Source organism: Streptomyces sp. NPDC093109 (genome assembly GCF_040701725.1).
Lineage (GTDB): Bacteria > Actinomycetota > Actinomycetes > Streptomycetales > Streptomycetaceae > Streptomyces.
In genome coordinates this window covers 42,366-55,304 of the sequence record NZ_JBFBEZ010000018.1, presented here as the reverse complement: position 1 = coordinate 55,304, position 12,939 = coordinate 42,366, and the positions used below count along the sequence as shown (strand labels likewise).

Sequence of the window (12,939 nt, the reverse complement as noted above, 5' to 3'; positions counted from 1 at the left end):
TGTCCGGCGTCCGGGAGGTGCGAACTCTCGGACGCCGATGGCGTTTTGGAGGGAAGGGGAGCGCACGAGTCGTACGCGTCTTCTCCTCTCCACCGGCCGGTTCACAGGTGGGTCGGTGGGTGGGTGAAAGCGGAGGGGGTGCGAACACCCTCGTTTTTCACTAAACTGAAGCTATCGCAGCTCCCCAGAAAAGTCAACGGACTGAGGTTTCCTCGGTTCTCCCGAAAAGGCGAGGTCTGATGCCAGCCCGACGCTTCGATCGAGCCCGCGTTCGCGCGGTACGTCGAGCTGCCGAGATCTCGCAGTCCGACGTGGCATCTGCCCTCGGCGCTGCGGACTCGACGGTGGCGGGGTGGGAACTGGGCACAAACGTCCCCGACCAGGAGAAGCTGCCCGCCCTCGCCGGGGTACTCAAGAAGCCGTTGGACGAGCTGTTCCCCCGCTCCGGTTTGCCCGACCTCACCGACCTGCGCTGCGACGCAGGCCTCTACCGGTACGAGATGGCAGCTGTCATCGGTACCAAGAGCGATGGTCCAGTGGCCGGCGCGGAGAATGGCATCCGGCGCCTCAAGGACCGGTACCTCGCTGATCTGGCGGAGGCGTATCGCGTCACCGTGGACGAGGTGAAGCGAGCGCAGGAGCGGTCCATGGCGAAGGCCCGGGGCGAAGAAGCGGAGGGTGAGGCCGCCGACGCTGCGGATGAGGAGCCGCCCCGCACGCTCGCCGAGAAGATCACCCTCCTCCTGGAACGCTCGTATCCGGCGGGGGCGACGCCGGGGGACGGAGAGATCGCGGAGGCCGTGAACGCTTACGCGGGGGCGAAGGTCACCACGGCCGAGAAGGTGGAGGCTTTTCGTACCGGCACCGACGAAGCCGAGGCCCCTGTTCCGGTCGTCCTGGAAGGTCTCGCTCACTTCTTCGGCGTCACGCGCCTGTACTTCGAACCGGACGATGCTGTCGCCCGGCAGGTCTACGAAGGACTTCGCCTGATGTCGGCCGCCAAGAGCGGGAAGGTGGGCCGAGTCCGGGCCCGTGGCCTCGGCGGGGAGGGTCTGCCGGCCGACGTGCTCTCGATCCTGAACGACCTCGCGACCGAGTTCGAGAGGAAGGCCGCCCCCGACGCCTCGGACGGGTGAAGGTCAGTCAAACGCCTCCACCGACGTGCACGGACACGCATGATCGGCCCGAGCGTGCGCGGTCGGCGCACCGGCAAGGGAAGGCACTGTCGTGGCCGAGGTCGAGTTCTCGTACGATCCTCCGGAAATTTCCGAGGAGGGGGACACGGTCACCTGGACCTGGCGGGTGGTGAACAACCTGCCCGAGGCGGCCGAGAAAGTCGTGCTGAAGCACGTCATCCGCCCGGAGATTCCCATCACGTCGGTCACCGGCCCGTCCGAGATCGTCGGGCAGGGTGTGAGGTCCCAGTGGGAGACCCTGGCCGCCGGTGAGACGGCGGAGGGTCAGATCATCGCCAAGCTGCCCGAAGACGTGAGCGGCTCCATGCAGATTTCGGGCCGGGTGACCTGGAAGAAGTCCTGACCGCAGCGATCACGGCGAAGGCGCCCACCCCGTCTCGGGGCGGGCGCCTGCTTCGTGTCGAGCCCAGCCCAAGATGCAGGGAGTCGCGGGAGCAGGGCACTGAACGGCTACTTCTGCTCGGCCGCCGCGTTGGGCTCGTGGCGCAGGCCGGAGGCGAACACGGCCCGGACGTTCTTCAACGCGTCGAGGTCCGAGAGCGGGTCCCCGTCGACCACGAGGAGGTCCGCGCGGTATCCGGGAGCGATCCGCCCCGTTGTGGAGCCCAGCCCCAGTGCGGTGGCCGCTTCGGACGTCGCCATGTCGAGGATTGAGGCATTCGCCAGGCCCAGGTGGGAGTAGAACGACAAGGCCGGGACCAGGCCCTCGAAGCCCGCGCGCTGCACGCCCGCGTCCGTTCCGGCCACCAGGCGTACGCCCGCGTCCGCCATCCGCCGCACCAGATCGAACATCGCGGTGGCACGCTCCTCGCCGAAGATGCGGGGGAGCATCTGCCAGTGGGGGCTGACGGCCGGGCAGACGGTGATTCCCCGGTCGATGATCTGCTGCACCACGTCCGGACGGAAGTCGAGGCCACCGCTCGTCATCCAGGTGCAGTGCTCGATCGTGTCCACACCGGCCTCGACCGCCGAGGCGATGCCGTCGGCGCCGTGCGCGTGGGCCGCGACGGGGACACCGCCCTTGTGGGCCTCGTCCACCAGGGCGGTCAGCTCCTCCGCGGTGAACTGGGACTGGTGGCTCTTCGGCCCGTCCTTCGTCAGACCGCCACCGGTGACCATGGCCTTGATGACCCCGGCCCCCGCCGCGAGGTTGCGACGTACGAGGTCGCGGATCTCGGCTTCACCGGAGACCTCGCCGCCGAGGAAGTGGCAGTGCCCGCCCACGGTGGTCGCGGGCGTGCCCGCGGACACGATCCGGGGACCGGCCGTACGGCCGTCGGCGACCTCGCCGGCCAGCCGCAGCGCGAGGCCGCCACGATCGCCGAGGTCGCGCGCTGTGGTGACACCGCTGCGCAGCAGCTGCTCCGCGCGGTGGCGCATGTCCTGCAGCAGCGTTTCGTCGGTCGACTCCTGGAGCGTGGCGACGGGGTCCGCCCCACCGTCGAACGCCAGGTGCACATGGGCGTCGATCAGCCCGGGCAGGACGGTTCCCGAGAATGCGAAGCGGGGCACCTCGGCGCCCGCCTGCTCCTCGATCCGGGCTCGGGGGCCGACCGCGGCGATCGAGTCGCCGTCGATGAGGACCGCACCGTCGTTCAGATAGGTCCCGGAGCCGACAAGCACCCGGTCCCCAGTGATCAGCAGCATCTCGTCTCCTTCGTTTCCTTCGGTGTCTTCGTCATCGCTGTCTACGCGGCGGGCCGGAGGGCGTCCGACACCGCGATCAGTTGTCGTACGTCCGACTGCCGGTCGCTCCCCAGCGCCATCGCCAGCGGCACCGCCCGGCGCGGCGCCGGACCCCCCTGCCCGATCCTGGCCACGGCCTCGCGGAGCCGGCCCGCCAGCTCCGCGGAGTCGAGGTCAAGGAGTGTGCCGTCGTCGTCCTCGTCGACCAGGTACGGACTGATATCGACCAGGCCGTCACGACATTCCACTATCCGACGGTGGTACCGCCGGTGCACGCCACGCGCCCGCCACCGGTCCCGGGCGGCCGGGGATGCAGGTCGCAGCACGTTCTCGGGGTACGCCTCGGACAGCAACCGCCACAGCGGAGTCAGCCGACGGTGGTCACGCCAATGCCGCAGCCAGAGCCGCGTGGACGTGAACCTCGCGCGGGCTCCCGAGTAGGTGATGCCCGCTACGAAGAGCAGGATGGACACCATCAACAGCACCGCAACCCCCGCCATGAGTGGCTGCGGTACGGTCCGCCCCGTCCACCGGATGACGACGATCACGGCGCGAACCGCGCAGGCCACCGCCATCGCGTCGAGGCCGACGGCCGCCATCCAGAGCCCTGTTGAGTGCGGGCGCCGCGACATCCGCGCATACCGGCGGGTCCATCGGCCGGCCATGCCCAGGGCGTACATGAGGTAGAGGCCGGCGCCGCCGTAGAAGAAGGCGATCTGCGGGACCGTCATGTCTGCCGTGCTGAACGAACCGGCGAATACCCTGTGCGGAACCGTCACCGCGGCGACGGTGATCGACACCGCTACTACGGTGACGACGATGGCCTCTGTGCGTGCCCGGCGCCGCCCGGTCTGCCCGTCGGCCGAGTACAGGTAGAAGCACATCAGGAAGTAGACAGTCAGAAGCAGCAGCACGTTCTGGAGCAGCTTCGCCGCCCCGTGCCCGGCCACTGTGTCGACGCCGGACGCGCCGCCCGGCATGGCCAGGGGGTACGAGAGCGCGGCGCAGACCAGGCACAGGGTGACCGAACGGAGAGGTGTGTCGTGCGGGGACCGCGTCAGCTGGTACAGCTTCCAGACGACAGCAGCTGCGAATCCCAGGAGGAGCAGTTGCACGGATTACAGCCATCCCCGCCGGTCACCGAGGGCTGACTCGACCCGGCGGAGCGAGGGATCCTCCGACATCGGGGTGACACCGTCGAGGACCGACGACCACTCCAGGATGATCGTGGCCACCAGCTCGACCTCGCACTCCTCGCCGTCCTCGTACGAACAGCGCCGTGCAACCCGGCGGATCAGCGCGGGATCGAGCACCGGGATCATGGTGGCCCAGCCCTCGACGAAGTCGTCGGCGGGCTCGTGGTTGTCAGCGACGCCATCGTCCTCGGACACGAGGATGTGGCCTACCTCGTGCAGGATGATGTGCTCCTGGTGCAGGCGCGTCGTCTCCCGCTGGTAGAGGATCACGTCCATATCGGCGAGGTCGACCCAGAGCCCGGAAGGCCCCGGCTTCTCCAGCGGCGCCGCCCGGAGAACAATCGGCCGATCGCGCCTCTCACCCAGCGCCCGGCACAACTCCTCAACGTCCAGCGGGGGATGGATACCGAGGTCTTGCAGCTCCCGCCGGATCCGGCGGTGCAGATCCTTCTCCACCGTACGATTCGCGGCAGTCCGCCACCGGCCCAACCGGCCCCGGCTCACTTCGCCCCGCACCGGAGCCTTGGGTGCAGCGGCCTCACGGCCACTCTTCCCGGACCACATGAGTAATCCCCTTCGTACCGGCTGGTGTTCGTTCTCCCCCGAACCGGGCGACAGCCGCGCCCCGTGACGATGACGGTCAGTTCCCGCGCCGAAAGAGGAGGCGCAAGCGCAGCGTCCACGTCTCCTCGCGCGCCCAAGATATTGCGGGCGCGAACGGGCAATGAAGTGCCACCGAGTGGTCTCGGCGGCGCCTCCAGGAACCTCGTTGGACAGTACGTGAAGTCCCAGGACAAGGTGTGGCCGGAAAGTGGTGGTAGGTCCGTGTGGTGAGTAGTCCTAACGGTGCGTCAAATCGCTCCAAATCATCATCTATGTGTCTCGATCATGCCCCTGAGCTGGCGATTCGCTCCCGCGGCGGGTGTGTCTGATGGATTGAGTGTCCCGTTATCGATTTGAAACCTTCCCTCGGTGTGTGACTGGATCATGTAATGACCAAACGGGCAAATCCGTCTCCGGTGAGGCCCTGGTGGTGGAGTGTGGTCATGCTCACTTGAGGATAGTTCGGGCAAATCGGCGATTACGCTTTCGGCATGTCCAACGAAATGCTGAACCAAGCCGATGGCTACCTGGAGTTCTGGAACGAGTACCACTTGTGCACGCTCACGACGGCTCGTCCTGATGGGCGACCTCATGTTGTCCCCGTCGGTGTGACGATCGACGCTGATTCCGGTATCGCTCGGGTTATCACCCGCAAATCCAGCAAGAAAGTCGCCAACATCCTGGCGGCGCCCCACGGTGAGGCGCACGTGGCCGTCTGCCAGGTGGACGGCGGACGGTGGGCCACGCTGGAAGGCGTGGCGACGGTTCACGCTGAGCGGGCAGCCGTCGAGGCTGCTGTGGCTCGTTACGGGGAGCGGTACCGCCGGGTTCCTGCCCCCGACCCGGAGCGCGTGGTGATCGAGATCCAGATCGAGCGGGTCATGGGGCAGACGGTTCAGGGACGGCCGACAGGCCGCGCGGCATAGCCCGAGGAGCCTTCGGCCGACCCCCGCCGACGGGCGTGCGGCGGCGGGGGACCAAATGATGAGTAGGTCATGCCGCCATGGGGTTCATGCTCCACTCGATGGCCTCAATGATCTCGTCGTCGAGCATGGCGAGGAGGTGGCCGTACCTGTCGACCGTCGTCGTGATCGACTCGTGGCCCAATCGGGCTTGGATGCCCGGCAGCGGCACCTTCTTGGCGATGAGCCAGGAGGCGTGTGTGTGGCGGAGGTCGTGGATGCGTGGCCTCTTCGTCAGCCCGTCGTGAGTGGCACGTGTGAGGGCGGTCTTCCAGCGTGCGTGGTAGAAGCCGCCCGAGTCCCACGCGCCGCCTTCCGGCGCTGTGAAGACGAAGTCGTTCGGCTGTTTCCCGGCGCAGTTGCGCTTGAACAGCTGCACCAGATATGGCGAGAGGACCAGGGTCCGTCGGCTTCGCTTCGTCTTGGGGGCGCCGAGCGTCTTTCCTCCGTCTATCCGCTTCCACGCCCGTTGGACGCGCAGCATCGGGCGGGAGCCGTGGAGGGTCAGGTCGCGGGGCTGGAGCGCGGCCATCTCGCTCCAGCGCAGCCCCGTGGCGGCGAGAGCGTCCACCAGGTCCACGGAGTCGGCGTGGACATGCGAGCGGAGGATGGCGAACTCCTCGCGTTCCAGGAACACCTGTTCATCAGCTGTGTGTTGGTCCTCCGGCAGTCTGGTGTGGACGCAGGGGTTCGTGGATCGCAGTGGCGGCTCTGCGATGACCGCCGCTTGGAGGATGCCGTACAGCAGGCCGTGCAGGTTCCGGATCGTCTTGGGCGCGAGCGCCCGTCGCTTGGCCTGTGGCGGGTGATGAGGTCCGGGCCGGCCGCTTTGGAGGTCGTTGATCCAGGCGCTGATTTGGTCCTGGCCGATGCCGCCGGGGCCCTGGCGCACCGAGAGTTCCTTGAACCAGGGGACGAGGTGGGTGGCCAGCATCTTGCGGTAGTTGGAGCGTGTCCCGTCCTGAACACCGGTGAGGAGGTCTATGTACCGCTCGGCGTACGCCGGGATCATCTGCTCCGGGGGGAGATCCGGTTCGTCTTCGTCGTCCGTTTCCTCGACGAAGCCCTCGCCCTTCACCCAGCCCGGTGGCCATTGCTGTCCGTGACCGTTGACCAGGTCGCGGAAGCGCTTCGCCAGTTCCTCGTCATCGAAGTTCTCGTTGTTCCACGCGCCGTCGCGGGTGCCACCTGTGCGCCAGACGACGGTGTACGTGATCTCGCCATTGGCCCGTTTGCGCGGCTTGATTGATGCCATGGCGAAGAATCTTAGGAAGGTCCCGTGTGGACGTTCGTGTGGACACGAGGGGCGCAAAAAACCGCCCCCAACCTGTTTTCGCAGGTCAGGGGCGGTTCTTAAGGGCGGTAGCGGAGGGATTTGAACCCTCGGTGAGTTTCCCCACACTCGCTTTCGAGGCGAGCTCCTTCGGCCGCTCGGACACGCTACCGAGAGAGAGCTTAGCCCACAGTGGGCCGTGGTTCGAAATCGATAGGGGGTGGGGGGTCAGCGGTCGCGGAAGAAGGTGGTCAGCAGGGCGGAGCACTCGTCGGCGAGTACGCCGTGGATCACTTCGGGGCGGTGGTTGAGGCGGCGGTCGCGTACGACGTCCCAGAGGGAGCCGGCCGCGCCGGCCTTTTCGTCGTGTGCGCCGAAGATCACGCGGTCGATCCGGGACTGGACGATCGCGCCCGCGCACATCGTGCACGGTTCCAGGGTCACCACCAGGGTGCAGCCCGTCAGCCGCCACGCGCCGAGGCGGGCGGCGGCGCGGCGCAGCGCGAGGATCTCCGCGTGGGCCGTCGGGTCGCCGGTGGCCTCGCGCTCGTTGTGGCCCGACGCCAGCACCGTGCCGTCCGGGGACAGTACGACCGCGCCGACCGGCACGTCACCGGCCCCGCCCGCCCGTGCCGCCTGGTCCAGGGCCAGGCGCATGGACGCCCGCCAGGGGTCGCGTACGGGGTCGGGGCCGGGCGCGGTGTCGTGCCGGGTGGTCACTAGCGGACGGTCTCCAGTACCTCGGAGGCGCCCAGCGCGTCGGCGATCTCGGCCATCGCGTCGGACTCCAGGGCCAGCAGATCCGCCTCGGACAGTCCGAGGTCGGTGAGGATGCCGCGGTCGCCGACGGGGCCCGCGGGCGCGGTGTCCCCGGCCGTCAGGCCGCTGTCCGCGCCGTCGTTGTCGTCGTCGGCGGCGTCGTTGTCGTATCCCTCGTCTCGCTCGTCCGGCTCGCCGTCCTCCGTACCGTCGAGGTCCAGCGCGTCCAGGTCGTCGGCCGGGTCGTCGTCGTCCCCGCCGAGCAGTTCGTCAATGAGGATCTCCCCGTACGAGGAGCGGGCGGCCGCGGCCGCGTCGGAGACGTAGATCCGGGGGTCCTCCTCACCCTCCACACGGAGGATGCCGAACCAGGAGTCCTCCTGCTCGATGAAGACGAGAACCGTTTCCTCGTCCACCGAGGCTTCGCGGGCCAGGTCGGTCAGGTCCGACAAGGTCTCCACGTCGTCGAGATCTGTATCGCTCGCTTCCCATCCGTCTTCGGTGCGCGCGAGCAGTGCGGCGAAGTACACCGTGACTCTCCCACTGGTCTGAGGTGTGACGATTCAGAGATGTAGAGATCTGATGTGACGATTCGGCGGGTGCGCTGCGGTGCTCCGACCCGCCCAATCGGCATCGTGACAGAAACGAGCGCTTCGCGAGAGGTCTTCCGCCGTTGCGTCGTCACGGCATTTTATTAGGCCCCTGTTCGGCCCTCGGCACGGGATCCCCAAAGGGACGCCTCTTCACCAGCGGAACGTACGCATCCGCATCTGCTGCCGCATCCGCGCGGCCCGCGCCCGGCGCGGCTTCACGCGCTCGCGCAGCGCCTTGGCCTCGTACAGCTCCCGCAGGAACTGTGCGCGCCGTCTCCGGCGTGCCGCCTCAGCCTCAGCCTCAGCCTCCGGTTCCGCCTCAGCCTCCGGTTCCGCTTTCGGGGCTGTGTTCGCTGCTTCGGGGGGTTGTTCGTCCCGCATCGGTGCCTCACCGTTCCACGGCCGTCGCTCGTCCCCCACCTTGCCCCGTTACCGGCGGTCGGTGCCAGCGCGTAGCGCCTTGGCCCCCGGTTACTGTTGACGCCATGCGGATTCATGTCGTCGACCACCCGCTGGTCGCGCACAAACTCACCACCCTGCGCGACCGGCGCACCGACTCCCCGACCTTCCGGCGCCTCGCCGACGAGCTGGTCACCCTGCTCGCGTACGAGGCGACCCGGGACGTACGGACCGAACAGGTCGACATCCAGACCCCCGTCCAGGGCACCACGGGGGTGAAGCTCTCCCACCCGCGCCCGCTGGTCGTCCCGATCCTCCGGGCCGGGCTCGGCATGCTGGACGGCATGGTGCGGCTGCTGCCGACCGCCGAGGTGGGCTTCCTCGGGATGATCCGTAACGAGGAGACGCTCCAGGCGTCCACGTACGCCACCCGCATGCCCGAGGACCTCTCGGGCCGCCAGGTGTACGTGCTCGACCCGATGCTCGCGACCGGCGGCACCCTGGTCGCGGCGATCCGTGAGCTGATCAAGCGCGGCGCGGACGATGTGACCGCGGTCGTGCTGCTCGCCGCGCCCGAGGGCGTCGAGGTGATGGAGCGCGAGCTGGCGGGTACGCCGGTGACGGTCGTCACGGCGGCGGTCGACGAGCGGCTCAACGAGCACGGCTACATCGTCCCGGGGCTCGGTGACGCGGGCGACCGTATGTACGGGACCGTCGACTAGTCAGCCGGTCTTTTGGTAGTCGGCTTGTAGTCAGCTTTTCTTTTTGCAGGAGGGCGTGGCGGGTGCGCTGAGAGTGGCCAGCGCCTCGTCCACGTCCTTCTGTACGTTCAGCTTCTTGAACGCCGTGCCGATGACCAGGTCGACGTCCTTCGTCTTGCGCGCGTCCGTCTTCACCGTGGCGCCCGTGAGCTGCGTGCCGAGCACGGTCATCGCGGTGTCGGTGACGGCGGCGGAGCCCAGCAGTATCCCGGTGCCCGGCACCTTCTTGTCGTACGCCTCCGGGGCGTTGCCCACCTCGCCGATCACGAAGCCGCGCTTCTTCAGCTCGTCGGCGGTGGTCTTGGCGAGTCCGGCCGTCGGGGTCGCGTTGTAGACGTTGACCTTGATCTGCCGGGGCTTGGGCAGCGCCTTCGCGGTCTTCGCGGACGCGGCGGCCAGGGCGGAGGCCGAGGCCGCGGGCTCGCAGGCGGGGTCCTGGCCGGCGGTGGCCGTGCTCTTCCTGCCGCCGCTGCCGTCGCCGCCCGAGAAGACGTCGATGAGTTGCGTCGTACCCCAGCCGGCCAGGCCGAGGGCGACCGTGGCGGCGACAGCCGCGAGCACGATCCTGCGGCGATTGCGGGGGCGGCGCATGCGGGGGTACTTGGAACCCGTGATGCGGTATTTTCCGCCCATGCCGGGGGGAGTCAGCATGCTCATGGCCGCAGCGTAGTGCGCGCCGGAGATGTTTCCTACTAAATGATCAACAGGTTGCGCGGTATGGGTTCGGAATGGGTCCGAAAGGGTTAGTCGTCATCGGCCGAGGGCCGGCTGACGGCTCAGCCGGCGTCCAGTTCCAGTACGCGCGCGTGCAGCACCTGGCGCTGCTGGAGCGCGGCGCGTACGGCGCGGTGCAGTCCGTCCTCCAGGTAGAGGTCGCCCTGCCACTTCACGACGTGCGCGAACAGGTCGCCGTAGAAGGTGGAGTCCTCGGCGAGCAGCGTCTCCAGGTCGAGCTGACCCTTCGTCGTCACCAGCTGATCGAGGCGGACCGGGCGCGGCGCGACATCCGCCCACTGCCGGGTGCTTTCCCGGCCATGGTCGGGATACGGCCGCCCACTTCCGATGCGCTTGAAGATCACACGGAAAGCCTACCGGGCGATCGGCGCCGGGCGCAGCCGTGGCGGGGGAGAGGGGCGGAGCGTACCGGCCGGTAGCGATGGCATTCCATAGGAAAGCGGACGTCGCGGGCCGGAAGTGTGCCCGAAGAGTGCGGGAGCGGCGCCGGATGGGTGCCGGACGGGTGCCGGATGGGTACGGACCGATGGGGGAAGCGGGCACCGGAACGGACCTGTCCGGCCCTGAATCCGGTCCCTGTCCGGCCGGATCAGGCATCTGTCCGGCCCCCGTCAGTTCTTCGGGGCGTCGATGATCTTGCCGTTCTCGTCGAGGGTGTGCGTGTTCCAGTAGGTGTCCCACTTGTCGCCCACGTGCTCGGGGACCTTGCCCTCGGGGTAGCGGGCGTAGCCCTTCGGGGGCTCCTCGCCGTTGGGTACGCAGGCGCTGCCCGTGCTGCCCACGTTCAGTACGGGGTACTCGCCGCCCCCGCAGGTGGCGTCCTCCGTCGAGCACGCGGTCAGGGCCAGGCCCATCACGACACCCGCGAGGGCGAGGGCGGGCGCGGTGCGCATACGGCGGCTGCGGGTGATGGTGCGGCGTACGTTCATGGTGGTAACTCCCCTGGGCTGTCGCGGACTTGGCGCCTGCTGTTCGATGAGTTCAGTCTTGTCGCCGCCCGGCGGGAGCGTATGAGCGCAACTACTCAGATGATCTGGATGATGTGCTTACCGCGGACGCCGCCCGCCTCCAGGGCACGGTGGGCCGCGCCGATCTCCGACAGCGGGCGCACGGTGTCCACGACGGGGCGGATGCCGTCGGTCTCGACGCGCTCGGTCACATCGGCGAGGAGCTGGTGGTCCGGGTTGCCGCTGAAGACGCGGATCCGGCGCGATCCGTGGACGGTGGAGGCGAGGATGCGGGCGAGGCTCGGGAGGACATGGGCCTCGTCGAACGCGATGGCCACCATCCGGCCGCCGGGGGACAAGAGCCTCCGGTACGCCGGTTGTTCGGTGCCGACCGTGTCCAGGACGACATCGAAGCGGCCCAGGTCGGCGGCGCGGTTCGTACGGTAGTCCAGGACCTCGTCGGCGCCGAGGCCGCGCACGAAGTCCTCGCTCGCCGCGCTCGCCAGGGCGGTCACATGGGCGCCGAGGCTCTTGCCCAGCTGGACCGCCACGCTGCCCACGCCGCCCGCGCCGCCGCGTACGAGAAGGCGTTCGCCGGGCCGGAGGCGGGCCTTGTCGCGCAGCGCGGTGAGGGCGGTCGTGCCGCCCGCGAGCAGTGAGACGGCCTCCGCCGGGGTGAGACCGGCGGGGGCGGGGGCGATCTTGCCGGGGCTGACGGCCACGTACTCCGCCGCGCTGCCGAGCGTGGTGCGGCCCATGAAGCCCCAGACCCGGTCGCCCACCTGGTTACCCGCCCGGCTTCCCGTTACCGACGGTCCGGCCTCGGCGATCTCGCCGACGAAGTCGATCCCCGTACGCTGCGGGAAGCGGCGCCCGGTCACGAGGCGCACCTTTCCGGCCCGGGCGCCCAGCTCGCCGCCGTTGACGCTCACCGCGTGGACGCGGACCAGCACCTGGTCCGGCGTGATGTCCGGGACGGGCAGGCGGCCCTCGTACAGCACCTCCGGAGGGCCGTAGCGGTCGTAGAGGGCTGCGCGCATGTCGTTCATGGGTCCGTCCTGATGTCGTCGGCAACGGGCGATGTCCCGGTGCCGCCCACTCACGCTACGGCCGTAAGCGGACGATGCCTTCCACTTGGCCTAAAGTGAGAGACATGCCTGATCAGACCTCGCAGAAACCGGGACTCCGTGCCGACGCGCGGCACAATCGCGAGCGCATCCTCGACGCCGCCCGCGAGGCGTTCATGGCGCACGGCATCGATGTGCCCCTCACCGCGATCGCCCGGCGCGCGGGCGTCGGCGTCGCGACCCTCTACCGGCGCTTCCCCACGCGTGCCTCCCTCGTCAGGGAGGCCTTCGACGAGCAGCTCGCCGTCTGCGCAGGGGTGCTCGACGAGGCGCTGGCCGACCCGGATCCCTGGCGCGGGTTCTGCACCGTCGTCCACAAGGTCTCCGCCATGCAGGTCGGCGACCGGGGGTTCACCGCCGCGTTCCTCAACCAGTTCCCCGACGGCGTCGACATCGACCTCGCCCTCGAACGCACCCGCGCGCAGGAGGGCCTGGAGCTGCTGGTGCGGCGGGCCAAGGAGACGGGCATACTGCGGGACGACTTCGAGCCCAGCGACCTCGTGCTGCTCCTGGTCGCCAACTGCGGCCTCGTCGGGGCGCTGCCGTCGGCCGCGCCGGCCGCGGAGGCGTCGCACGCCGCGTCCCGGCGGCTCGTCTCGTACCTCCTCCAGTCCTTCCGGGCCGACCACGCCACGCCCCTGCCGCCGGCCGCGCCGCTGGAGCTGCGGCAGATCACTGCCCGGGGAGCCTGAGCGCGGCTCT

The 12,939-nt window shown here is 69.0% G+C and carries 16 protein-coding genes and 1 tRNA gene; 5 read left to right on the top strand and 12 right to left on the bottom strand.

Annotated elements, in window-relative coordinates; all coding sequences use genetic code 11:
• The first annotated feature begins 239 nt into the window (after positions 1–239).
• Positions 240–1,136, top strand: a complete 897-nt coding sequence (locus AB0389_RS19000) for a helix-turn-helix domain-containing protein (protein WP_366396566.1) — start codon at positions 240–242, stop codon at positions 1,134–1,136.
• Positions 1,137–1,227: 91 nt separating this feature from the next.
• Complete coding sequence (locus AB0389_RS18995; RefSeq protein WP_366396565.1) at positions 1,228–1,539, top strand: hypothetical protein; 312 nt, start codon at positions 1,228–1,230, stop codon at positions 1,537–1,539.
• 107 nt (positions 1,540–1,646) lie between these two features.
• On the opposite strand, the gene AB0389_RS18990 is transcribed toward AB0389_RS18995, so the two are convergent.
• Genes AB0389_RS18990 through AB0389_RS18980 form a run of 3 tightly spaced genes read right to left on the bottom strand, consistent with a single transcriptional unit; the run spans position 1,647 to position 4,534 of the window.
• Entirely contained in the window at positions 1,647–2,840 is a 1,194-nt protein-coding gene (locus AB0389_RS18990) for an amidohydrolase family protein (protein ID WP_366396662.1), read from the bottom strand.
• A gap of 44 nt (positions 2,841–2,884) precedes the next feature.
• Entirely contained in the window at positions 2,885–3,997 is a 1,113-nt protein-coding gene (locus tag AB0389_RS18985) for an MAB_1171c family putative transporter (RefSeq protein WP_366396564.1), read from the bottom strand.
• Between the two features lie 3 nt (positions 3,998–4,000).
• The gene (locus AB0389_RS18980; protein ID WP_366396563.1) at positions 4,001–4,534 is read right to left on the bottom strand and encodes a hypothetical protein; all 534 of its coding nucleotides are present in this window, start codon (positions 4,532–4,534) and stop codon (positions 4,001–4,003) included.
• Positions 4,535–5,172: 638 nt separating this feature from the next.
• On the opposite strand from AB0389_RS18980, the gene AB0389_RS18975 reads away from it, so the two are divergent.
• Positions 5,173–5,607: a TIGR03618 family F420-dependent PPOX class oxidoreductase gene (locus AB0389_RS18975; RefSeq protein WP_366396562.1), complete on the top strand. Its 435-nt coding sequence runs from the start codon at positions 5,173–5,175 to the stop codon at positions 5,605–5,607.
• 67 nt (positions 5,608–5,674) lie between these two features.
• Here the strand turns inward: AB0389_RS18975 and AB0389_RS18970 are convergent, their stop codons facing one another.
• The 5 genes from AB0389_RS18970 to AB0389_RS18950 all read right to left on the bottom strand — a co-directional run bounded on the left by AB0389_RS18970 (position 5,675) and on the right by AB0389_RS18950 (position 8,649).
• A complete protein-coding gene (locus AB0389_RS18970) occupies positions 5,675–6,898 on the bottom strand; it encodes a site-specific integrase (RefSeq protein WP_366396561.1) in 1,224 nt (407 codons plus the stop codon).
• 105 nt (positions 6,899–7,003) lie between these two features.
• A tRNA-Ser gene (locus AB0389_RS18965) sits at positions 7,004–7,088 on the bottom strand.
• A 56-nt stretch (positions 7,089–7,144) separates the two neighbouring features.
• On the bottom strand, positions 7,145–7,573 hold the full coding sequence (tadA, locus tag AB0389_RS18960; protein WP_366396661.1) for a tRNA adenosine(34) deaminase TadA: 429 nt from the start codon (positions 7,571–7,573) through the stop codon (positions 7,145–7,147).
• Positions 7,574–7,635: 62 nt separating this feature from the next.
• On the bottom strand, positions 7,636–8,205 hold the full coding sequence (locus AB0389_RS18955) for a hypothetical protein (RefSeq protein ID WP_366396560.1): 570 nt from the start codon (positions 8,203–8,205) through the stop codon (positions 7,636–7,638).
• A gap of 213 nt (positions 8,206–8,418) precedes the next feature.
• Positions 8,419–8,649, bottom strand: coding sequence for a hypothetical protein (locus AB0389_RS18950; RefSeq protein WP_366396559.1), 231 nt, complete (start codon positions 8,647–8,649; stop codon positions 8,419–8,421).
• A gap of 104 nt (positions 8,650–8,753) precedes the next feature.
• Here AB0389_RS18950 and upp point away from each other — a divergent pair, with 104 nt between their 5' ends.
• Entirely contained in the window at positions 8,754–9,389 is a 636-nt protein-coding gene (gene upp, locus AB0389_RS18945) for a uracil phosphoribosyltransferase (RefSeq protein WP_366396558.1), read from the top strand.
• Positions 9,390–9,419: 30 nt separating this feature from the next.
• Here upp and AB0389_RS18940 read toward each other — a convergent pair whose 3' ends face one another.
• The 4 genes from AB0389_RS18940 to AB0389_RS18925 all read right to left on the bottom strand — a co-directional run bounded on the left by AB0389_RS18940 (position 9,420) and on the right by AB0389_RS18925 (position 12,159).
• The gene (locus AB0389_RS18940) at positions 9,420–10,085 is read right to left on the bottom strand and encodes a LytR C-terminal domain-containing protein (RefSeq protein WP_366396557.1); all 666 of its coding nucleotides are present in this window, start codon (positions 10,083–10,085) and stop codon (positions 9,420–9,422) included.
• 119 nt (positions 10,086–10,204) lie between these two features.
• On the bottom strand, positions 10,205–10,507 hold the full coding sequence (locus AB0389_RS18935) for a type II toxin-antitoxin system VapB family antitoxin (RefSeq protein ID WP_366396556.1): 303 nt from the start codon (positions 10,505–10,507) through the stop codon (positions 10,205–10,207).
• 267 nt (positions 10,508–10,774) lie between these two features.
• Complete coding sequence (locus AB0389_RS18930) at positions 10,775–11,056, bottom strand: hypothetical protein (protein ID WP_366396660.1); 282 nt, start codon at positions 11,054–11,056, stop codon at positions 10,775–10,777.
• Positions 11,057–11,187: 131 nt separating this feature from the next.
• A complete protein-coding gene (locus AB0389_RS18925; RefSeq protein ID WP_366396555.1) occupies positions 11,188–12,159 on the bottom strand; it encodes an NAD(P)-dependent alcohol dehydrogenase in 972 nt (323 codons plus the stop codon).
• Positions 12,160–12,263: 104 nt separating this feature from the next.
• Between AB0389_RS18925 and AB0389_RS18920 the strand changes: the two genes are divergently transcribed.
• Entirely contained in the window at positions 12,264–12,929 is a 666-nt protein-coding gene (locus AB0389_RS18920) for a helix-turn-helix domain-containing protein (RefSeq protein ID WP_366396554.1), read from the top strand.
• The last annotated feature ends 10 nt before the right edge of the window (positions 12,930–12,939 follow it).